Source organism: Pedobacter sp. Leaf250, from assembly GCF_920984735.1.
Lineage (GTDB): Bacteria > Bacteroidota > Bacteroidia > Sphingobacteriales > Sphingobacteriaceae > Pedobacter.
Map to the genome: position 1 here is coordinate 155,047 of NZ_CAKLBU010000010.1, position 23,204 is coordinate 178,250.

General features: G+C 35.9%; 18 protein-coding genes and 1 tRNA gene. 9 read left to right on the top strand and 10 right to left on the bottom strand.

The window, feature by feature from the left end; all coding sequences use genetic code 11:
• Window positions 1–124: 124 nt before the first annotated feature.
• Window positions 125–919: an HAD-IIA family hydrolase gene (locus LUA91_RS11325; RefSeq protein ID WP_231426162.1), complete on the top strand. Its 795-nt coding sequence runs from the start codon at window positions 125–127 to the stop codon at window positions 917–919.
• 46 nt (window positions 920–965) lie between these two features.
• Here the strand turns inward: LUA91_RS11325 and LUA91_RS11330 are convergent, their stop codons facing one another.
• The 6 genes from LUA91_RS11330 to LUA91_RS11355 all read right to left on the bottom strand — a co-directional run bounded on the left by LUA91_RS11330 (window position 966) and on the right by LUA91_RS11355 (window position 13,181).
• Window positions 966–4,994 carry a two-component regulator propeller domain-containing protein gene (locus tag LUA91_RS11330; RefSeq protein ID WP_231426163.1) on the bottom strand — a complete coding sequence of 1,343 codons (4,029 nt, stop codon included), beginning with the start codon at window positions 4,992–4,994 and terminating at the stop codon, window positions 966–968.
• Window positions 4,995–5,044: 50 nt separating this feature from the next.
• The gene (locus LUA91_RS11335; protein ID WP_231426164.1) at window positions 5,045–6,121 is read right to left on the bottom strand and encodes a cellulase family glycosylhydrolase; all 1,077 of its coding nucleotides are present in this window, start codon (window positions 6,119–6,121) and stop codon (window positions 5,045–5,047) included.
• Window positions 6,122–6,161: 40 nt separating this feature from the next.
• Window positions 6,162–7,208: a family 43 glycosylhydrolase gene (locus LUA91_RS11340; RefSeq protein ID WP_231426165.1), complete on the bottom strand. Its 1,047-nt coding sequence runs from the start codon at window positions 7,206–7,208 to the stop codon at window positions 6,162–6,164.
• Window position 7,209: 1 nt separating this feature from the next.
• Complete coding sequence (locus LUA91_RS11345; RefSeq protein ID WP_231426166.1) at window positions 7,210–8,292, bottom strand: family 43 glycosylhydrolase; 1,083 nt, start codon at window positions 8,290–8,292, stop codon at window positions 7,210–7,212.
• Window positions 8,293–8,460: 168 nt separating this feature from the next.
• Window positions 8,461–9,996, bottom strand: a complete 1,536-nt coding sequence (locus tag LUA91_RS11350; protein WP_231426167.1) for a RagB/SusD family nutrient uptake outer membrane protein — start codon at window positions 9,994–9,996, stop codon at window positions 8,461–8,463.
• A 17-nt stretch (window positions 9,997–10,013) separates the two neighbouring features.
• A complete protein-coding gene (locus tag LUA91_RS11355; RefSeq protein ID WP_231426168.1) occupies window positions 10,014–13,181 on the bottom strand; it encodes a TonB-dependent receptor in 3,168 nt (1,055 codons plus the stop codon).
• A 426-nt stretch (window positions 13,182–13,607) separates the two neighbouring features.
• On the opposite strand from LUA91_RS11355, the gene LUA91_RS11360 reads away from it, so the two are divergent.
• Window positions 13,608–14,456, top strand: coding sequence for a hypothetical protein (locus LUA91_RS11360; protein WP_231426169.1), 849 nt, complete (start codon window positions 13,608–13,610; stop codon window positions 14,454–14,456).
• Here LUA91_RS11360 and LUA91_RS11365 read toward each other — a convergent pair.
• Complete coding sequence (locus tag LUA91_RS11365) at window positions 14,453–14,971, bottom strand: DinB family protein (RefSeq protein ID WP_231426170.1); 519 nt, start codon at window positions 14,969–14,971, stop codon at window positions 14,453–14,455. The two genes, LUA91_RS11360 and LUA91_RS11365, sit on opposite strands and share 4 nt — an antisense overlap.
• A gap of 84 nt (window positions 14,972–15,055) precedes the next feature.
• A complete protein-coding gene (locus LUA91_RS11370) occupies window positions 15,056–15,292 on the bottom strand; it encodes a hypothetical protein (RefSeq protein ID WP_231426171.1) in 237 nt (78 codons plus the stop codon).
• Between the two features lie 142 nt (window positions 15,293–15,434).
• Between LUA91_RS11370 and LUA91_RS11375 the strand changes: the two genes are divergently transcribed.
• From LUA91_RS11375 to LUA91_RS11400, 6 genes are all read left to right on the top strand, one after another.
• Window positions 15,435–15,506, top strand: a tRNA-Cys gene (locus tag LUA91_RS11375).
• A 16-nt stretch (window positions 15,507–15,522) separates the two neighbouring features.
• Complete coding sequence (locus LUA91_RS11380) at window positions 15,523–16,311, top strand: SDR family oxidoreductase (RefSeq protein ID WP_231426172.1); 789 nt, start codon at window positions 15,523–15,525, stop codon at window positions 16,309–16,311.
• A gap of 218 nt (window positions 16,312–16,529) precedes the next feature.
• Window positions 16,530–17,336, top strand: a complete 807-nt coding sequence (locus LUA91_RS11385) for a phytanoyl-CoA dioxygenase family protein (protein ID WP_231426173.1) — start codon at window positions 16,530–16,532, stop codon at window positions 17,334–17,336.
• Between the two features lie 156 nt (window positions 17,337–17,492).
• Entirely contained in the window at window positions 17,493–18,164 is a 672-nt protein-coding gene (locus tag LUA91_RS11390) for a CDP-alcohol phosphatidyltransferase family protein (RefSeq protein ID WP_231426174.1), read from the top strand.
• Entirely contained in the window at window positions 18,161–18,637 is a 477-nt protein-coding gene (locus LUA91_RS11395; RefSeq protein WP_231426175.1) for a GtrA family protein, read from the top strand. Before LUA91_RS11390 ends, LUA91_RS11395 begins: the two co-directional genes overlap by 4 nt.
• Window positions 18,612–19,190: a DUF4833 domain-containing protein gene (locus LUA91_RS11400; protein WP_231426176.1), complete on the top strand. Its 579-nt coding sequence runs from the start codon at window positions 18,612–18,614 to the stop codon at window positions 19,188–19,190. Before LUA91_RS11395 ends, LUA91_RS11400 begins: the two co-directional genes overlap by 26 nt.
• A gap of 1 nt (window position 19,191) precedes the next feature.
• Here the strand turns inward: LUA91_RS11400 and LUA91_RS11405 are convergent, their stop codons facing one another.
• A complete protein-coding gene (locus LUA91_RS11405; RefSeq protein WP_231426177.1) occupies window positions 19,192–20,274 on the bottom strand; it encodes an acyl-CoA desaturase in 1,083 nt (360 codons plus the stop codon).
• A 310-nt stretch (window positions 20,275–20,584) separates the two neighbouring features.
• Here LUA91_RS11405 and LUA91_RS11410 point away from each other — a divergent pair, with 310 nt between their 5' ends.
• Complete coding sequence (locus LUA91_RS11410) at window positions 20,585–21,853, top strand: Hsp70 family protein (protein WP_231426178.1); 1,269 nt, start codon at window positions 20,585–20,587, stop codon at window positions 21,851–21,853.
• 239 nt (window positions 21,854–22,092) lie between these two features.
• Here the strand turns inward: LUA91_RS11410 and LUA91_RS11415 are convergent, their stop codons facing one another.
• Complete coding sequence (locus tag LUA91_RS11415) at window positions 22,093–22,869, bottom strand: AraC family transcriptional regulator (RefSeq protein WP_231426179.1); 777 nt, start codon at window positions 22,867–22,869, stop codon at window positions 22,093–22,095.
• Window positions 22,870–23,204 lie beyond the last annotated feature (335 nt).

Sequence of the window (23,204 nt, forward strand, 5' to 3'; positions counted from 1 at the left end):
AACCATAAGTACTACATCGCGTAAAATTTATTAACCCATCTGCAACTTAACTTAATAATGACTACCAATTAATCTCTCCTAAATACCAAAAACTGTAAGTTTGCTTAATAGATATATTTGGATTATGAAAGAAGGACTATTAATAGATATGGATGGGGTGATCTACAGCGGAGAGGCTCTTATTTTTGGCGCTGATCGATTCATCAAATTTCTGATTGATCAGGAAATTCCTTTTGCTTTTATGACCAATAACAGTCAGCGGACAGCTTTGGAAGTTGTGCGTAAGTTGAAAGCATTAGGCATAAAGGTTGATGAATCGCATGTGTATACCAGTGCAATGGCAACCGCTAAATTTTTGAGTGATCAAAGTCCAAAAGGTACTGCTTATGTACTTGGCGAGGGTGGCTTGTTGAGCAGCCTGCACGACCATGGCATTACGCTTGTAAATACCGACCCCGAATTTGTGGTACTTGGTGAAGGTAGAAATTTCACTTTGGAAATGGTTCAAAGAGCCGTGGATATGATTTTAGCTGGAGCAAAATTTATTACCACAAACCGAGATCCATCGCCAAAAAAACCGGGTTGGAACAATTTAGGAATAGCTGCCACCACGGCAATGATTGAGGAAGCTACAGGAAGAAAGGCTTTTGTAACAGGTAAACCTAGTCCGGTAATGATGCGCTCTGCAAGGAAATTTTTAGGACTTGAAACCAGTGAAACCACAGTAATTGGCGATACAATGGAAACCGATATTCAGGGTGGTGTACAAATGGGATATAAAACCATTTTAGTGCTTTCAGGAATTTCAAGCAAAGATACTTTAGGTCAATACGCATTTAAGTCAGATATGATTGCAAGTTCTGTTGATGAAATTAAATTCCCTTTGCCGTGGTGGGAAGGCACACAGGCATCAAAATAAATTAACTGGAGCGCTAACCTTTAACTTTAGAGGCTAATGCTCCATTTTAATCAACCGGAATATCTCGCTTATATTTCTCTGCAAATTCGGTAGGGGTTAATTCGAATTGCGTAAAAAAGCACTTGCTAAAGTATGAATGGGAATTAAAACCTACCATGTAGCCTATTTCAGCAATGGTATATTCTTGCTCAACCAATAATTTAGCAGCCGTTTTTAATCTAATCAGCCTTACAAATTCGTTAGGCACATGGCCTGTTTTAGCCTTTATTTTTTTGTATAAGCTCGATCGGCTCAGGCCAACTTCCCTTCCCAAATCTTCAACCGAAAGTTGTGGATCAGAAATTCTGGCTTCAATAATTTGAGTGATTTTTTCCAGGAATTTTTTATCGCGATTTCCACTGATTAATATTTCTGTTCCTTCCAGCGGACTTTGCGCAAACCTTTGTTTTAAATTCGACTGCAATTCGAGCAGATTTTTAATAAGCAGCGAAAGCTGTTTCCATTTAAATGGTTTGGAAATGTATGCATCTGCCCCACTCTCTAAACCTTGTATTTCGGCATCGGTATTGGTTTTGGCAGTTAATAAAACCACTGGTAAATGACTATAATCGATATCATTTTTAATAATTTTACAAAGTTCAATTCCATCCATAACGGGCATCATGACATCAGAAATAACCAGATCTACCTGATGGTTGTCCAATTGTTTCAAGGCTTCCTTGCCGTTTTTAGATCTGATGGTATGATAACCCTCGGCAATAAAACTTTTTGATAGAAATTCTAATAATGATGGATCATCCTCTACGATCAAAACCGTTTGTTTGCCATCCCTTTCCTCATTAATTTCTTCAAAATCAGTATTTAAAGCAATTTCATTTTGAACGAATGGAATTAGAACAGTGAAGGTAGTTTTTACACCCTCCTCACTTTTTACATCGAGCTTGCCACCATGTTTTTCACTTAAAGATTTTGCAAGGGCTAATCCGATACCTGTGCCCCCCAAATTGGTATAATGATGCTCTTCTGTTGAAACTTTAAAGAACTTTTTAAAAATCGAATCCAGCTGCGCTTTTGGAATGCCAATTCCGTCATCTTCTACGCTGATTGAGATCATCTGCAAACCATCATTAGTTGTATGAATCTCGTTTACGTTTATCTGCAGTTTATTTCTGGCAAATTTGAAGGCGTTGATTAATAAATTACTCAAAATCTTCATCAGCGCTTCTGGATCTGCATTGATATCGAGTTTTTGAATTGGACTATGTACAGAAAACTCCAAACCTCTCTTAATGGCAATTGGAGAGAAGCGATCGCGAATGCTATTGATGAGATAAATTAATTCTATAGGTTCGGGATGGATTTCGAAAATATCACTTTCAATGCGTCTAAAATCAAGCAGTTGGTTTACCAAAGTAAGCAATCGATCAGAGTTTTCTTCCATTACCTGCAACTGATCCATGGCTTCTACATCTTTTTCCTTTTTGGAGAGGAGCCTTTCTAATGGCGCAATGATTAATGAAAGCGGTGTTCTAATTTCATGCGCCATTGCAGTAAAAAATTCTATCTTTTGTTTATAAAAATCCTGCTCGTTTTTATTTTTAAGTCGTTCCAGCTTGATTTCATTGCGTTTACGTTCCTTATCATATACATAACGCCTAAGCCATACAGCACCAAATACGAAAACCAAAAAGTAAAAAATATATGCAGGGATAGTTTTATAGAATGGTGGTAAAATCTTGATTTTGATACTGGATACTTTGCCTACATCTGTTCCCAGATCATCAATTACCTTCACCTGAAAATTGTATTCTCCGGCAGGTAAATTGGTATAAGTAGCTTTCCTTTGACCGCCAACATTGTTCCATCCTTTATCAAATCCTTCCATTTTAAAAGCATACTGCAGCTTGTTTGGTGCAATAAAACTTAAAGACGCATATTCGATACTTAATACAGATTGATTATAATCCAGCACCACTTCATCAGTATAATTAATGGAGCTTTTGAGTGGACTTTTATCATTATTTAAATCCAGATCCTTATTAAAAAGCTGAAAGTTGGTAAATGAAACCTTTGGTGTTGAGGCACTAATCTGAACCTCGCTTGGATAAAATGCATTGAAACCATTTATCCCACCGAAATATAATTTTCCTGATGAATCTTTGTAATAAGCTTTGTAATTGTATTGCTGGCTTTGGAGGTTATCCCATTTACCAAAACTTCTTTTAATTTTTGATTTAGGATCAAATTCGAAAATACCATTGTTGGTGGAGAACCACATTTTACCAGCATTATCTTTTACAATGCCATAAACCACTGCACTTTTAATCCAGTTTTCTTCCTCATACGATTTAAATTTCCCAGTTTTTTTAATTAATACATTTAAGCCACTTCCATCGGTACCCAACCACAAGTTACCCTCGTCATCATCGAGCATGCAGATTACTTTGTTAGCACTAATGGATCCTGGTTGCTTTGAGTATGCATATTGCGTAAGCTGATTATTGGTGTCCATCCGAATTAAACCATTATCATAAGTGGCTATCCAAATGATATTTTCTTTATCCTGATAAACCTGATAGATACAGCTCTTATCAAGATTTTTCCCTCTAATTCTAATAAAACGATCATTTTTTTGATCATATAAATTTAAGCCTGAAATTGTAGAAACCCAAATTCGTCCTTGCCTGTCTTCATCGATGGAATAAACACTGTTATCACTTAAAGAAACGGGATTATTGGGATCGCTTTTGTATCTTTTAATTTTCCCTGTTGATGGATTAAGCACATTTAAACCTCCGGTGTACATACCAATCCAGATGTTGCCCGATTTATCTTTATAAAGTGCATGAATATTGTGGTAAGAAAGACTGTCTTGCCCTGCCGAAAAAGGAAATTTCTTGAATGTTTTATCTGCAGTATTAAAATAGTTCAAACCACCATCCTCGGTTCCAATCCACATCTGGCCTGGTTTTGTTTCTAAGAAAGCACTTACGGCATTGCCCGAGAGGGAATTTTTAACACCAGAAGGATAATAAAACTCAAAACCTGAACTGCCCTCGTGGTAATAATTTAAACCACCGAAATACGTTCCAACCCAAATCCCCCCCTCTTTATCTTTGAAAACATTATAAACTGCATCATCATTGATGCTAAAAGGATCATTATTTTTATTTTGATAAACCGTAAACCGATTATTCTTACGATCAAAAATGTTCAAGCCTTTTTCTGTTCCCAAACAGATATAACCTGGCTTAGGCTCATAAATGGTTCTAATGATATTATCGCTGATGGAATTACCCGATGATTTCTGATAAATGGTAAAACGATCTGATTGTTTGTTCCACAGATTTAATCCACCAGCCATGGTGCCAATCCAGATATCGCCATTGGCATCCTTATACAAATCAAGAATTACATTGCTCGAAAGTTTTGCTTTTGATGTGGTGGTGTAATGCCTGATTTGATTGGTTTTGGGATTTAAAACATCAATCCCTTTGCCGTAAGTGCCTAACCAAATATCTCCGGCATCATCTTGTAATAGCTTAGGCACCTCATTCGATGATATTTTTACAGCTGATGATGTAGAAAAATTTTTTAACTTTTTAGTTTGTGGCGAAAAGCAATAAACACCCTTTTCTTTGGTTGCAATCCAGATGTTTCCATCTTTAGATCGGATTACATCGTTTATAAAATAATTTTGAAGTGGTTTAAAAAGCGTAAACTTTTCTGTTTCCAGATTAAAAATATAAATCCCTTCATCAGTTCCTATCCAAAAAGTTTTCGCATCGTATTTAAATATTTTGCGGATGAAATTATTTCCTATACTTCCAGAAACTCCTTTTTGATATTGAAAAGATTTGAAATCGTAACCATCAAACCGGCTTAAACCGTATTTTGTACCAAACCACATGTACCCTTGTTCGTCTTGCTCAATATCCCAAATGGTATTGGCGCACAAGCCATCGGTAACGGTGTAATGCCTAAAAAAAATCTTTTGGGCAGACAACGTTTGTACTAAAAAAAAACTAAAAAAAAGTAGCAGGGCTATCGCCCTGCTTAATTTTTTGATTTTCATAAATGGTCAGATAGGGTTCACAAGATAGCGAACTTTACTGTTTTCATTGGTTATTTTATATCATTAAGTTTCTTGATTACATCAACCTCTTCCTGTTTGTATGGTGTGCCATCTTTTCTAAAAACTTCGTGAAACCATTCCTTAGGTTCTTCACCATTTGGAAGCGGAGTATCCCATGCATATTTTGTATTTGATTTTCCATCAACTAAACCCCAATTTATGGCGCCGATATTTTCCTTCTTTAAAATTGGCATTACATTTTCAAATCGGCTGCCACGTGTGCGGGCCATATATTCAGTGCAAATCATCGGTCTTCCGTGCGATCTTAACATATCGATCACTCTTTGATGCCATTGCGGCTCCTCGTAATCATGATAGGTTATTATATCGGAATTTAAAGCTTGAAATGCATTTAATTCTTTGTAATCCCAAGCCCATAATCCAACACTGATTGGTTGCTCCGGGTTTACTGCCCTAGCCCAAGTAAATACTGCTTTTAACAATGGATAAGAAGTGGTTAACTTACCTGAATTGCCTGGTTCATTGTATAAATCCCACAACAAAATTCGCTTATCTGTTTTGAAGCGTGTCATCACATCTTTTACGTATTTTTCTAAAGCAGGGAAATTGGCTTCGTTTTTCGAATCTGGATCTCCCGGATCCTGAACCCATCCAGAATTGTGAATGCCTGGTTTTGGTGCTGGTTGTTTGCCTGGTTTTGCTTGCTTGTTCCAACAATCATCAAAAAAAACGAAAATAGTTTTAATCTTATGCTTATCGGCGATGGTTAGGTATTGATCAACTCTTTTCTTGAATCCTTCTTTATCCTGTTTCCAGGCTAAACTGTGCAAATAAACCCGCATGGTATTAAAGCCAATGCCTTCTGCCCAACCTAATTCTTTATCAATAGTTGCGGCATCAAAAGTGTCAGACTGCCACATCTCCAGTTGGTTTATGGCAGTACTAGGAAGAAAATCTGCACCATTAATCCATTTGTATTGTTTGTACCAGGCGTTTGCTTTTTCTATCGACCAAACTTTTCCAACAACAGGTGTGGCTTCTTGTGCATTTGCCACTGTGGTAATGCTTAAAAATGCCAGAAGGAGATAATTGAAATATTTTTTCATAGTTTATATTTAATAGTGAAATCGGTTATTGCCGAACTTATTATTTTTTTTGTGATGGAATATTTAGCTCCTCATCCGTTTTAACCGGAATTCCAAAATTTGGTGAACCATCGGCATTCCAGGTAAATTTTTGTGCTCTTGGCGAACGTTTTCCACCGCAGCCCTGACCAGGACCAGAATTCGCATGGTAAAGAATCCAATCCTCTTTTCCATCAGGAGATTTAAAGAATGAATTATGGCCTGGTGCATAAATGCCATTTTCTGGCGATTGCTTAAAAACTGGTTGGGTACTTTTTTCCCATGAGTTAACATCCAACAGATCTTTACCTTTTAAAGTGAGCATTCCGAGCGCATAAAAATCTGTCCAACAACCACTTGCCGAATAAATCAGAAAAACTTTATCCTTATTTACAAGAATCTGCGGACCTTCATTTACATCTACATGAGGTGGATTTCCAGGATCATTTAAATCGCCATGCTTTTCCCACTCAAATTGTGGCGTCGAAATTTTATGTCTTTCGCCATCAATGGTCCATGGATTTTTCATCTTTGCAATATAAATTTCCTGCTTTTGGTTGATGTCTCCCTCCCATCCGGCCCAAATCATGTAAAGTTGTTTTTGATAGGTAAATACTGATCCATCAATTGCCCATTTATCAGAAGCATCGCCTACTTTTCCTTTAAATACCCAATTGCCTTTTAATGGATCTTTCGATGAATTTTCCAGTACATACATCCGGTGATTATTATTATTACCATCATCAGCAGCAAAATAAACATACCATTTACCGCCGATAAAATGAATTTCTGGTGCCCAAAGTTCTTTCGAATAATTAGTATTGGGCGGTGGGGTAAAAATGGTTTTCTTCTCCGCTGTTTTTAAATCAGCCAGATTTTTGGTTTTCCAGATCACCAGTTTGTTTTGCATAGAATGAGTATAATAATAATACCCATCTTTATAAATACTCCATGGATCGGCTCCCGAAGGCAGCAATGGATTTGTAAAAGTTTGCGCAACACTTAATTGTGTAATAAACAGAACCAAAAAGGCAAGCGCAATTTTTATGTTTTTAATGTGTTTATTCATATTATTTTTCTCCTGATGGTCTAGCAATTTGCAATCCGGTAGCTACAGGTACTCCAAAATCAGGACTACCATCAGCTTTGTATGTAAATTTTTGCATCCTCACATTTCTTTGATCAGCACAGCCTTGGTTGGTTGCAGAATTTGCATGATAAATAATCCAATTCTCTTTACCATCTGGAGATTTGAAAAATGAATTATGACCCGGGCCAAAAGCATTGCTTTGAGGCATTTTACTAAATACCGGTGTTGTGGCTTTTGTCCAATCAGCTTTAACCAATGGATTTCCTCCTGCTTTTAACGCCAATTGACCTAAAGTGTAATCATCTGTTCCGCAATAACTTGCCGAATAAATTATAAAGGTTTTGTTATCTGGAGATATAAGTGCCTGCGGACCTTCGTTTACGCCAAATCCATTTTTTTCCCATGCAAATTCTGGTTCAGTTAATTTCGTTGCTGTTCCTTCTAAAGTATAGGGATTTGTCATTTTAGCGATGTAAATATTTTGTGTCAAGTTTACATTTGTTACATCTGGGCGTCCGCACCAAATAAAATACCTGCTTCCATTTACTTCAAGAACTGAACCATCAATAGCCCAGAAATCGGCACTCGTACTAAAAATCTTACCCTTATCAACCCAGGTTCCTGTAGTTGGATCAGGACTGCTATTCTCCAAAACCCATGTTCTTTGACTAATATCTGCACCGTTTCCTGCGGTGTAGTAGATATACCATTTTCCATCAAAAAAGAATAATTCTGGTGCCCAAACATTTCTTGAATTGGCTGCTCCGGCTGTAGGTGTAAAAACTGTTTTTGGTATTGAAGAGCTTAATTTAGACATTGCCGTTGTAGACCATAGATTAATAGAAACGCCATTGGTTTGCAGATAGTAATAAACACCATCTTTTTGGAATACCGATGGATCAGCACCTTGCATTAATGGATTGGAAAAGGTACTTACCGTTGTCGGTGGTTCGGGATCTACTGGTGTTGGATTACTAGATTTTCCGCAAGAAAGACCCACCGTTACAAAAAGTGCGAGCCAAAGCATGTGAATTTTTAATCCCTTTGATGTGAATTTGTTCATAATTGGAGATGTTTAAAAATCTGGAGTCTCAAAATTTAATTTAATAACAATCATTTATTTCGACTGCTAATACCTTCATTGCGAGGAACGAAGCAATCTCACTTTAAAAGTCAGATTGCTTCAGCTCACACATGCCCGGCTTCGCAATGACGACCGGATTGTGTAAAATTAATATTTAGGATTTTGCGTTAAGTTCGAATTTAAATCAATATCACCCTGTGGTATTGGATAAACCTCATGTTTACCAATAATAAACCCAGTGAAATCAGCATCTCTGGTTGCCAAAGCTGGTCCTAAATCGCCCCAACGTTGTAAATCTGCCCATCTCCAACCTTCACCTGCCAACTCTGTTAAACGTTCGTGTTTTAGTTGTGTTAAAAATTGTGCCTGATTTAAACCCGGTTTCGCAACAGTTAAGGTCGCTAATCCAGCTCTTTGGCGCACTCTATCTACGTACGGGTAAGCCTCAGCTGTTCTATTTAAACCATTTAATGCTTCTGCATACATCAACAAAACATCTGCATAGCGAATTAAACGGTAATTATTTGGCGAGCGGAAACCTTCTTGATTTTTCCAATGATCGTTTAACAATTTGCGGAACCAAACCCCATTTGCATCAGGTCCATTACCATAACGACTTTGGAAAGTTTGTCCGTAAACAATTGTGGCTGTTGGCCCGGCAGGGTTAGCATTGTTAAAGATAAAGGATGCGGCCAAGCGTGGATCTTGAGCATTGGCAACCGTTCTTTCTTGTAAAAATTCATCAACCACCCATCTGCGGGCAGCACCATCAGAAAACCCAACTCCCGGAGGCGCAAAGAATTGCGAAATTGATGTACCTGTATTGTTTATTGCACCTTCATTTACATCATCATCAGTGTTTTCATTTACATTTTCATTAAACTGAATTTCAAAAATCGATTCACTGTTGTTCTCTCTTGTAATAATGAAATTATCACGGTAATCTACTGTTAACGAATAAGTTGAAGCACCAGCACCCGTTACCAAATAAGCGAAAGCATCTGCCGCCTGCTGATACATTCTTTGCTGCAGGTAAGTTTTACCTAAAAGCGCATACGCTGCACCTCTTGTGGCTCTTCCTAAATCAACTGCCGCATAACTTACAGGTAAATCTGCAATGGCTTCGGTTAAATCTTTTGCTACCTGAGCATAAGCTTCTGCTGTTGTTGCATTTCTAGGAACATCTTTTGGCTGCGATGGCGCCAACATTAACGGCGGACGGCCATAATAAAGAGTTAGATTAAAATAAAACAATGCTCTTAAGAATTTAGCCTCTGCTATAATTCTCTTCTTGTTTGTTTCATTCATGGATATGTTAGGCACATTTGCAATTACCTGATTGGCTCTAAATACCCCAACATATAGCGTTTGCCATGTATCGGCAGTTAAGCCATCATTATAATTGGTTTGGTTGAAACGCATTAAGTTATTTAATCCGCCATCTCCTCCAGATCCAAAACCTTCATCAGATTTTAAAATTCCATGGTAGAACATCCATCGAGAATATAAACTTGCTGTGCGGTAAAATGTGCCGTAAACAGCATTAATACCTTTAGTAGCGTCCGTTTCATTTTTCCAGAAACTGGCAATTGTTGGTGCATTAGGATTAACTGCATCGAAATCTCTTTTACAACTTGATAAAGCTATAATAGATACAGTTAATATGACTATATATTTTTTCATGATTCTATCTATTAAAATTAAAAACCTACACTTAAACCAAATGATATAATTCTTGATGAAGGATAATTTCCGTTATCTACACCTGGCTCAAGATTTGGATTTGCGCCCACCACATCAGGATCTAAACCACTGTATTTTGTAATGGTAAATAAGTTTTGTCCACTTACATATAACCTTGCGCTGCTGATATTTGCTTTTGAAATCAATTTTTGAGGAAAACTATAACCCAACTCAACATTACGTAATCTTAAGAACGAACCATCTTCTACCCATCTATCACTATTTCCTCTTGCATTTTCATTGATACCCCTATCGTTAGCAGCAAACTGGTAACCCAACCTAGGGAAGGTAGTATCAGTATTAGTTGGCGACCAAGGATTAATATCTCTTCTGTAATTTGAGTTGCCATAACTATCCAAATCCCTCAACACATCGTTATACAATTTTTGTCCGAATGCGCCATAAAGCTGGATTGAAAGACTGAAATCTTTATATCTCGAATTAAATTGCAAACCAGATGTGAATTTAGGAAAAGCCGAACCTGCGTAAACGCGATCCTTATCATTGATATCATCATTTGTGCCACCATCTAAAGTATTCTGGTAGCGGATATCTCCAGGTTTTGCGTAAGCGCTTTGTGCCCTGTGTGCGTTGATTTCAGCTTGGTTTTGGAAAATTCCATCTGATTTCAAAACAAAATATTCACCAATTGAGCGGCCAACCTGCGTTCTGGTATTGCCCGATTGGATATAATCTTTTGGCAAACCTGTTTCAGTATCAATACCTAAATTACCTAATGATAATACCTTGTTTCTTACAATACTGATGTTACCAGCAATATCCCATTTAAAATCACCTTCTAATTTCGGGCGATAACCTAAATTAAGTTCTACCCCTTTATTTTGGATGGAGCCAATATTTACGATTGGATCTCCTTGTAAATTTCCTAAATAACGTGGCAATGGCTGACTCAACAATACATCTTCGGAAACTGATCTGAAAACATCAAAATTTACGGTTAGCTGATCTTTAAATAATGATGCATCAAAACCTAAATTGGTGGTTTTCTTTTTTTCCCATCTTAAGTCGCCCGAAGCAAGTTTAGCCTGGATAGCGCCAGCAGTGGTAACCTGATTAGGGCCTAAAACTACATCTGGTGCCTGATTTAAGAAACCGATAAATTGAAACGGACTCAATGTATTCACTCCAAGCACACCATAAGATCCACGCAATTTCAAATCAGAAATCCAATTTACCTTAAAAAAGTCTTCTTTAGAGATTCTCCAACCCAAAGCTCCCGAAGGGAAATAACCAGTTCTAAATTGTGGAGAGAAGCGAGAATCCTTATCTGCTCTAAAAGTAAAGGTAGCTAAGTATTTCTCATCGTAAGTATAATTCAACCTGCCCAAATATGAATCCAAAAGGCTTTTATACAAATCACCAGATGATGTTCTGCTTGCAGTTGGACTAGAAACCAGCGTGGTAAAGTACTCGCCATTCAGTTGCGTCAGGTTGTTTGCACTACCCGAAACAAAATCGGTTTGCGTGGTTTGTTGCGTATAACCCACAACACCATTTATGCTATGCTTACCAATGTTGTAATTATAATTTAAGGTGTGTTCTAATAAATAACTTAGAAATTGTGAACGGCGTTCGCCCAATTGGCTAAGTTCTGGAGATTGATTTTGGTACCAAGAACCATCTTTTCTAATCGATTTACTCTTATCAAAACTGGTTTCAATACCGGCATTAAATTTATAATTTAATCCATCGATGATTTTAAAATCGATATAGGCATTACCAATTAACTTAGCAAAGTTTGATTTTACAGAAGTGATATTTGCAATGGCCACCTGGTTACGCGAAAAAGTATTGATGTTGCCATTAGAGCCATAACCCCAACCGCCCGGATTGCTGGTACTAACTAATGTATTATCCTGAACTGGAATTAATGGAACACTCGAAAACATATCGTACCAAGGGTTGCCTGCAAAAGCTCCACCTTGAAATGGCGATCTTGAGGTAGACGAAGAAAAAGCTAAGTTTTCTCCAAATTTAAATCGGCCTTTTGTAGTTTCAGTATTTACACGGAAAGAGGCACGCTCAAATTCCCGGGCAATTAAAACACCTTTATCTTTAAAATATCCTCCAGAAATTAAATATTTTGAGCCGTTGCCGCCACCAGAAATACTGGCATTGTAATCTTGAACAGAACCTGTTCTTAACGTTTCATCAACCCAATCGGTGTTGATACGGCCATTATAATTGGCAACACCAGGTTGAATAGCCATTCCTGATGCCTGATAAGCACGGGTATTTGTAGCTGCATATTCTGCAGCATCCATCATATCATACGTATTTGGCACTTGCGAAATACTGTATCTTGATGTGATATTGATTTTTGCAGGTCCTTCCTTACCTTTCTTAGTGGTGATTAAAATGACACCATTACCAGCTCTGGAGCCGTAAATTGCTGCCGCTGATGCATCTTTTAAAATTTGAATGTCTTCTACGTCATTCGGACTTACTGTAGTATTTGGATCAGCAATCATTCCATCAATAACATACAATGGACTAGCATTTCCAAAGGTTGCCAAGCCACGAATATTTACAACAGCCTCTTGTCCGGGAGCACCGCCATTTCTTACTGAAACGCCTGGCGTTTGGCCTTGAAGTGCTTCAGGGAGAGAACGTGAAACTAATTTCTCCGTATTTCCAGTATTTACAGATCCTGTTGCACCAGTTAAATCCTTTCTTCTGATGGTTTGGTAACCGATTACAACCACATCGTCCAAGGCTGTATCAGAAGATTCTAAAGTGACATTGATAACAGGATTTGAACCCACAACAATTTCTTTTGCTGTAAAACCAATATAGTTAAATACCAATGTCGAATTTTCAGGAACAGATATACTGTATTTTCCCATTGCATCGGTAACTACAGCCCTTCCGCCGCCTTTTACACTTACAGAAACACCAGGCAATGTTTCACCACTGGTTGCTTTTACTGTTCCTGTGATTTGAACATCGACTTTAAATGCCTTTATTTCGGCGGCATCTTTATAGGTTGATGTGGCATAACTCGGCGAAATTATCGCAGCCATTACCAATGGCAAAGCTAATAATCGCTTAAAGTTACCAACCTGATCAACATGAAATAAATTGAGTAAATTTCCTTTTTTCATAATGTTTACATTTGGTTTTGTTTTTTTGAGAGTAGAGATCTGTTTGCTACACGGCAGATTTTGAGCAAAGATGTTCGGCTTTTTTTCATCATTCAGAAATAAGTTTATATCGGTTAGGTTGTTAAATCAAAAAAAAGATTTAACAATAGCAATGTTACCGCTTTTGGCCTTGATGTAGGTATAAAAATTGTTTCTAAATCTATAACAAATGTTGATTTGACATTTTAAAAATCACTCCAATGCATCAAAAAAGGTGACTTTGAAAAATTCAATATTTTTAACAATTCTTTGTTGATTTTTTATCGATACACATAATCTTGATAACAATAAATTAAAACCGCTAAAACTATACATGGAAATATGGCGTTATTTAAACATCAGTGATTAAATAAATTTTATAATTTTACTGCCTAACATCAATAATTAATGCCAATCCTTTCTCTTTCATTAAAAGATCTTCCGAATTACAGTAAACAACTTTTACAATTATCTTCTACCAAAGAGAAATTTGATACCGTTAGGGAAATATATCAACGCATATCTGTTAATGAAGCCGAATTGGAAAAGTTGGAATTTGCTGTCAGTTTATTGCAGGTTCAGGGAAATTATGATTTACAAAAGGATTCGGTTAAAAAGCAGCATCAAAAATTAAAAGATATCCGCCAAACCATTGACGATAGAATTCTAATTGTTGAGCAAAAACTTTATTTAGGCATTCCTGAAGATCTGGATGAAATGGAAAGGTTAATTGTGGAGCAGGAAGCTATTGTTGCTGATCAGGAAAAACTGAATGATGATGAGCTTTCTTTGCTGGAAAGCATGAGCCAAATTGATGTTGCTTTTGGAAAGCAACTGGCTGAAATTGATCAATCAAGGTCTAATCGTGATGTACCTTTAAAAGCTAAATTAGAACGATACATATTAACCGTTGAAGAAACTGAAAAAAGAGTGCTGCTTCAATCAAAACTCTTTTCGTTTATACCTCTTTTGGTTATTCCTATTATTTTAGATTTTTTGGCCTATAAAATGGGAATAAATGGAGCAAAGCCAATTATTTTTTCTCATTACATATTTTTAATTTCTTTAGTGGGTATCCAAATATTTTTTGCTGATACCATTATTCAAAAAACATCAAGTTTTTTGGCTGATAAGCAAATAGCATTGTTCATAAAACAAATTTCTGATGATTTAAATAATCTTGAAAAAAGCAAAAGACAAATTGAAACTAAAAACAACATTAAAACCGAAGATTTGATTGCTTTAGATATGAATTAATAATCATTAAACTTTTCTTTCACCACTGCTGCAGTAACCATCAATTGCCCTAAATGTCTCATAGTATGTTCAGCACCGTGAAAAAGAAGGCCCATCACAGTTGACGGCAATCCAGCTCTGCCAATCCCCCTAAAATCCGTTAAAGTATTAATATCTGTTTCACGAAGTTGTTTCATGACAATGTTTATTCGAGCATCAAACCTACCGACCAACGCATCAACGGTGTATCCATCATCACTATCTCTTCCTTCTTCTTCCAGTTGTTCAAATTGAAACAGCATTAAGCCCTCTGCCCTGGCATAAGTAAAAACGCGATCCAAAACTCCTGATAAATGTTGCAGATGAAAACCTACAGAAGCCATTCCAGCAGGCTTAACCCACAAAAGTTGATTGGGAAAATCAGCCAAATATTCGTGCAACTCCTCTTGCGCTTGCAATAAAGCATGACCAACAGGCTGCAATAAAGGATCAAGATTCGGTAACAGACCTCTTTGCCAAACTTCTAATTTTGCCATATTTTGATTTTTTCTTCTGGCTAATTTATGAAATTTAAAAGGAAGCTTTTGCCTTTGAAGCATTAATTCCCAATGCGAAGTCAATTAATCGAGTTGCCATTTTTGTAAACCCTGCTGTACAATTGGAATCCTTTTTTCTAACTCCGGCTGAAGATCTGGCGAAATGTTTAAAAATTCAAATGAATCATTCCCATTTGTTAATTTTAATTCACCTCCGGTAGACATAATCCGTTGGATGAGATCCTTCCCAATTTCGTGTTCGATAAGGTTTCTCTTTGCTTTATTTCTTAATTCGTTTTGAAATTGTCCAATTGTTGCCATACTCTTTCTAGTTAATTTATGCAGCAAAAGTATGAAAAAAAATAAAAAGACTACAAAATCTATAGACTTTATATTTTTTATTATATCTTTGGCTTATCATTTAATAGAAGTTGATTATTTAGCTGCTATAACTGATATTTATAGTCATGTGGCCGAGTGGTTTAGGTACAGGTCTGCAAAACCTTTTACGGCGGTTCGAGTCCGCCCATGACGTCGACTAAGAATAATATATGAATACATTGCAAGGAACATTTGCCTTGGTAACCGGAGCAAGCAAAGGATTGGGTAAAGCAATTGCAAACGATTTGGCTAAAAAAGGATATTATTTATTACTTATTTCCCGTTCTGAAAATGAGCTTTCAAATTTAAGTAAGGAAGTACAAGCCAACTTTGGAATTACCGCTGCTTATTTGGCAATTGACCTTTCTCAACACGGTGCTGCAGAGAAGGTAAATGACTGGGTTATTGAAAATAATTTTACCATTTCGATACTTATCAATAATGCGGGTTATGGGTTGTGGGGAAAATTTAATGAATTATCGCTCACAACTCAAATTGAAATGTGCCATCTAAATATTGATGTTTTAGTCAAGTTATCTCATCTGTTGATTCCTCGCCTATCCAAAAATAAACAAGCATATATACTAAATGTATCAAGTACGGCTGCTTATCAAGCTGTACCAACTTTGGCTATTTATTCTGCCACGAAATCTTTTGTATTATCTTTTAGCAGGGCACTCCGTTTCGAATTGAAAGATAGCCCAATTTCTGTGAGTTGTTTAAGTCCTGGTCCGATTGACACTGGCTTTGCAAAAAGAGCTGGCTTAGATGCTTTTAGTAAAATGGCAGAAAAGTTTAATATGAAACCAGAAGATGTAGCTAAAATTGCTTTAAAGGGTTTATTTTCGAAAAAATCGGAGATTATTCCTGGTGCTACGAATTGGATCAGCACTTTCGCAACCCGAATTCTATCTAAAGGTTTCATTGAAAAAATGGCAGCCGGAATTTATAAAACCTAAAAAATAATCATCAAAAAAATTAAAGATTATTCTTTGGAATGTTAAAAAAGTGTTACGTTTGTATTAAATACTACTAAATCTATAGATTATGTATAATAAAACATCCCTGTTTTATTCTTCACCAATACAGAACCACTCGCGAATGCGAATGTGTTGTTGCTGCGCATAATTTTCTCCAACCAATTCTCATTTCTTTTTATTTTAAAACATTTTGAACCATGGCTTCATCGTATCCAACCTTTACCCTATCCGACAAATTAACCAACGAACAAATCGATTTTTTTAACATTCATGGCTTTATTCATTTCAAGAATTTCATTACTAAATCAACTGTTTCTTCCATCATTCATGCATCAAAAGAAGTGGAGCGAAACTGGGTTGATAACGACATCAAGAAAGTAAATGGTGTACCCATTAAATATGGAAAAGATTTAAATGGCGAAAAAATTGTGCAGCGCTTTGCCTTTATCAATCAACACCACATGACATTAAGTGGCCTGTTGTTGGATCCCCGGATTTCTGCATTATTACCACTGGCTGGTGAAGGATCACGTTTAGGCACTGAGGAAAAAGATGGAATGGTTTTCAATCATTATATCAATGGACCAGAAAGCACGTTTACAAAAATGGGTTGGCATACAGATGGTTTACGTGATATTTTTTACGGAGGAAAACTCAATCCAATGTTAAATGTGGGTATTCACTTAAGCACACAAAATGAAGCAAATGGTGGTTTAAAAATCATTCCTGGCACCCATAAGCAGAGTGTTTACCAGATGCTTTTTCGCAAGAAGTATTTTTTGGATAACACTGCCGATAAAGATGAAGTATCGATTTTACCAGAGGCTGGCGATTTAACCATACACGATGGAAGACTTTGGCACAGAGTTGCGCAATCATCTATTCGCGGAGAGGAAAGCCGCAGAAGAGTGATTTACATTCCGATTATTGCAGGAAAATACGCCCCTAAAAATGAAAATAGTCCAACAGTTTTTTATCAGCGTTTTGCTGGAATAGTAAAATAACGCTATGATATTTATATTAATATTCAGCTATTTGGCAAAAAGTGGCAAACTAAAAAAACATGTTTTGAATTTCAAATCTTTCCAAAAAAGAATGGGTTCTAGAATTTTTCGCCCAGCAGTAGTGTTAATTACTGGTTGTATCATTTCAGGTTAATAATGAGTGATTTACTTACACAGCGGGAAAAGATTTTTGCCGATCGGAAAAGAACAAATGTGCTAAAAAATGGTGAGCAAAGGTTCATCCATTTTCTATTGAAACAGTTACCTAAATCGATTACGCCAAACATCCTTACTATTATAGGTTTGTTGGGATCTATAATTGTATTTGCAGCTTTTTTACTTGCCATTAATTTCAATAAAAATTTATTGCTCCTTGGCATTATAGGTCTTTTCATCAACTGGTTCGGAGATTCTCTTGATGGAAGATTGGCTTATTATCGACAAATTCCAAGGAAGTGGTATGGTTTTGCACTAGACATTATTATGGATTGGGCAAGTATTGTGTTAATTGGCTTGGGCTATTATTTTTATGTAGCAGAACCAGCGAAAATACTGGCTTTTTTGTTCGTTGTTTTTTATGGCTGGTCGATGCTTATTTCTTTGCTTCGCTACAAAATTATTGATGTTTATCGGATTGATTCCGGAATATTTGGTCCAACCGAACTTCGAATTATTATATCATTTATTCTTTTAATCGAAGTCGTGCTACCTGGTTCGATTATCTATTCTGCCATTTTGATAACCATTACACTTTTTGTGGTTAATATCTTGGATACTATTCAATTGTTGCGTTTTGGAAATGAACGTGATGGGAAGGAAAAAGAATGATTAAACGAAAGCCGGTTAAAGTTTTTCTTAAAGCCCAGCTTTCTGCATTTTCAGGTGGTGTTACCGATTACGGAATGATGATTCTGTTAACTGAAAAATTAGGCATTCATTTTACAATATCAATTCTCATCTCTGGAACAATAGGCGGCATTGTAAATTTCTGCATCAATCGTTATTGGGCATTCAAAGATCAATCGGCTTACCTCATCTCGCCTCGAATGCAATTTATTAGGTTTTTTGGAGTGGTGCTGGGTAGCATAACCTTAAAATCTACCGGATCATATTTGCTAAACCAGAGTTTTGACCTGGATTATCGCATTGGCAGATTGCTCATCGACAGCATGGTTTCCTATGGATTTAATTATCCGCTAATGAAATTATGGGTATTTAAAACAGAGTTAAAAAAAAGCAAAAAGTCTCTCGCAAATCAAAATGAAAAATTATTAAATGATATTCAAACTAATGCCTTTTAAAAATATTTTTTTGTGCCTATTAATCTCCGGGTTTATCATCACATCGATGGTTGGCAAGCTTTATGCACAAGTTAGCGACCCCTCTCCGATCAATTTCCCGACGCCAAAAAATGTAAATAATATGCTGTTCTATCTACAACGTGATCCTAATACGAATACATTAATCTATGCTTTGAATCTTCTGGAAAATGGAAACATTAACAAATCACAACCAGTTTCTATTTATTGGATTCGTTATGGAGAAAAAGGCGAAAAGAAAGATTTAGGCTACATTCAAAGAAAGTTTGCTTATGGTTTAAATTCCAGAGAAATCACAAAAGATAAATTTGAATTGAGGTTTGTTTCTCATAAAACACTTCCGCTCTATTTATCAAAAGTGGAACAAAAATATGTAGTTACTGTGAATGTAAATGGTAAAACAATAAAAATTAACCGTCTTTTTGTACGGATTGTTGGCGGTTCATTTTGGCTACCCAATGTTAGGTATGCATTAATAGAAGGAATTGATTTGGCAACCGACAAAGCCGTAATAGAAAAAATAACGGTTAAGTAAACTAAACCAAAGGACTACCCATTTTTTTAAGCATTCGATAGTGAGAAACTAATGCTGAGGAGAATGTAGCATTTTCATGATAAGGTACACCAAATTCAGTTGCAGTTGTTTTTACAATTCCTGATATCCATCCATAATGAACATGGCATATTTTCGGAAACAAGTGATGTTCAATTTGCCTGTTTAAACCGCCAAGAAAAAATGCAGCAACTGGACTATCTGTCGCAAAATTAGCTGTGGTATGCATTTGATGTTCAGCCCAAACCTCTTCCATATTGCCAGCTTCATTTGGTATGGGGAAAGATGTTCCTTCTACTACATGTGCCAACTGAAAAACCAAACCCATAGTAACGCCTTGCGCAATATGCAATAGCACAAAGCCAATTAATACTTGCCACCAAGCCAAATCCATAACTAAAATAGGCAATACAATAAAAAGAAAATAGTATAGAAATTTGTAAAAAAATAAATTAAAGTATTCCATTTTCGGATGTACATTTTCTCTTGCTCCAATTTTTCTCTGAAAAAACTTTTTGTAATCCTTCCGTAGTACCCAGGATATTGAAGCTAAACCATACAACGGAAAAGCATACCATTGTTGAAATCGCTGATGCGGCTTCAATTCATCTTCTTTACAAATTCGAATTAAACCAGGTGCAATTTCAATATCTTCGTCATGCCCTGGAATATTGGTATACGTATGGTGAACAACATTATGTGTAATGTTCCACACATAAGGACTAGCGCCAAGCAAATGAAATATCATCCCTAAAGCTTTATTAAGTTTTTTATTTGCAGAGAATGAGCCATGAATCGCATCATGACAAATATTAAAACCTATAAATGCACAGGTAACACCCAAACTTAGCGTAAGAAAAATTAAATAAATGGAAGTTAACCCAGATAATAAAATGGTAAAATATAAGATAATGAACATGCTTAAAAATATGCCGGTTTTGAGCCACATAAATCCATTGGCATTGATATTTTCATCACGATTTATAAAACCCTGATTGACGCGTTGCCTAACTTCTGCATAAAAATTAGATTGGCTTGCTGAAGGAAATTTTGTGATGGTTTTCATGTTTCTCATTTTACCTACCCGCTGTACAGGGGCGATACTCCGAGTTCATCAAGATGTAGATCCTAAATTGGACCACGTGTAAAGATATGAACGTAATATGACATCTTTTGGTTTTAGTGATATTATCTCACAACTAAATCTTATTTTTCTACTAATGTTATTTCGAAAGAGAAAAATTTTTACAACATTTGCGCCTTAATTTGATTGGCGTTAATTGCATCAAACAAATTATATCTCTTAATTCAGAATTTCTGAATACAGATCCTGCTTAAAATAAGGAGTCCAAAACACATTAAAAAAATCTTTTACCATGAGTAAGTTTCTGTACGGCATCGATTTTGGGACAACCAATTCTGCTCTATCCATTTATAATGAAGAAAAACGAGAAATTGTAGATACCATTTCCATACCATCTTTAATTTATTTTACTGAAGCAAAAAGCTTCGTTGATGGCGAAAGTTATGTAGTTGGAGAAAATGCGATTGATGCTTACCTAAACGATGGAATGAAAGGTCGTTTCATTAAATCAATAAAGCAAATTCTATCCCGGACTACCTTTACCGAAACAAGAATTCACAATAAAAGATACACCGCTGCCGATCTGGTCACTTTAATTCTTAAAGATTTAAAATCAAAGGCTGATGAAATTATCGGACAGAATTGCAGCAAAGCGATTATAGGCAGACCGGTATTTTTTGACGACGACAATACTCAAAAAGATACTTTAGCGCAAACTAGATTAAAAAAAGCGGCAGAAAATGCTGGTTTTACCGATGTACGTTTTCAATTCGAACCTATTGGTGCAGCCTTTGCATACGAAAAAACAATAACGAAAAAAGAACGTGTATTAGTTGCCGATTTAGGTGGAGGGACAACCGATTTTACTTATCTCATTCTTGACCCAGAAAAGGTTGGCAGCAAAGATAGAAAGAATGATATGATTGCATCGGGAGGTATTTACATCGGTGGAGATAGTTTGGATTCGGCCTTTATGTGGGATAAAGGAACGCCTTATTTTGGCAAAAATACCACTTACGAAGCCACTCCCGGAAAGGTTTTAAATGTACCCAAATCTTTGTTTGCAAACATTTGTACCTGGGATAAGATGAACTTTTTTAACGGGTTAAAAATTCAGAAGGAAATTGAAGAATACTATTATTATTCTGGTAATGACCCAAAATTTAAAAACCTGATTACGCTGATCGAAAATAACCTGGGTTATTCTTTGTTCAGATCAATAGAAAAAACCAAAATTGAATTATCTGATCAATTGGTTTCGAACTTTAAATATTCAAATATGGATATTGAAATTGACGAGGATATTTCTATCAATCAATATGATAGCATTATAGAGAAAGATGTTAATAAGATTGAGGCATATCTAAATCAATTTATGGATACTTACAAAATAAATCCTCAGGATATTGATTGCTTATTTTTAACAGGAGGAACATCGATGGTTGCTGCAATACAAAATTTATTTAAACGTAAATTCCCACATATTCCATTAAATTCTGGAGATAATTTTAAAAGTGTGGCGAAAGGATTGGCTTATAGTGGTTATTTATTCGAAAATTAGCAGAACATAACAACTGTTAACGCACTTAATACCTAAGTTTAACCAATTAGAGAATATTTTTTAAATTTTGTTCAAGATTTTTTAATTTAGCAACAAATTAATGCGGCTGATTGGAAACAGTTATTATACTTTACGCGTGTGGCGCTGAGGCAAAATATGTTGTGAGGTTCAAAACACCTGTTTTCTGAAAGAAATTTAAATCAAATTGATAGATATTTCTTTAACAGCAGCATTAATTTTTACTCCTGAAGCGTAAATTGATTTACCGACATTCCTTTATATCTTCTAAAAGCTGTAGTGAAATTTGATGTTCTTTCGAAGCCCAATATTTCGGCGATTTCATCTATAGAATAATCAGCATGTATTAAAAGTTCTTCTGCTTCCCTCATAATTCTATCTTTAATCAAAGCTGATAAACTTTTGCCCAATACTTTATCTAAAAATAAATTTAATTTCCTCGGACTGATTCCCATTCCATCAGCATAAAAATTGATGGAACGTTCTTGTTTATAAAATTGTTCTAGTATTGCCCTAAAACGTAAAACCTGTTGAAGCTCATCTAATGTTAATGCCGCTAAATAACCATCTAAATTTGCGGTATATCCTAAAAATAAAGATAAATATTGCGAAAGATATGCTACATCTTTTTTTGCATCTATTTCCTTCTGAAGCTGCATCAGCAAACTGTAGGTTTTTTTCGATCCATTATCATCCAAATCTTGGCATGATAGTTTCATGAAGAGATTTTTAGCTAAGGGATCAAGGTGTTGAAGTAGAAATTCAGAATATATAATGCTGCTAAAGGTTAACCAATAGGCTATTTTAATTTCTCCTTCTAACCGAACCAAACCTTCTTCTGGTATAAAAAATATCCGACCATTTAAAAGATCGTAATCACCAGAATTCATGTGAAGAGATCCGTTGGCCTCTTTTACAACCAATATCCGCATTGGAAAATTAGCTGGCAACGCCATTTCGCGTTTATAATTTCCTGTTATAACCTCTAGTTGTATCATAGAGGCATCTAAGTATCTTGATGTAACTTTGCTCGCATGCTTTATGAGATAGTGATTTAGATAATAGGTTACAATATATTAAGTTTTTATTATAACACGCAATTCTATATAACTTTCATTATATATCAGTCATCAATTTTACCATATACCGCAATGTTTAATAAAATCTGTTAAAAAAACATTTAACAAAAAAAGCAGACTAATTAGCTAGTCGTGGTCGGAAGAAATTCCGACCATTTTTTATGTTTTAAATATTTTGTCCGGATCTCCTCCAGCGAATACAATTAGGATGGCTGTTATCATATCCCTTAATTCCATTACTATACGCCTTTTAG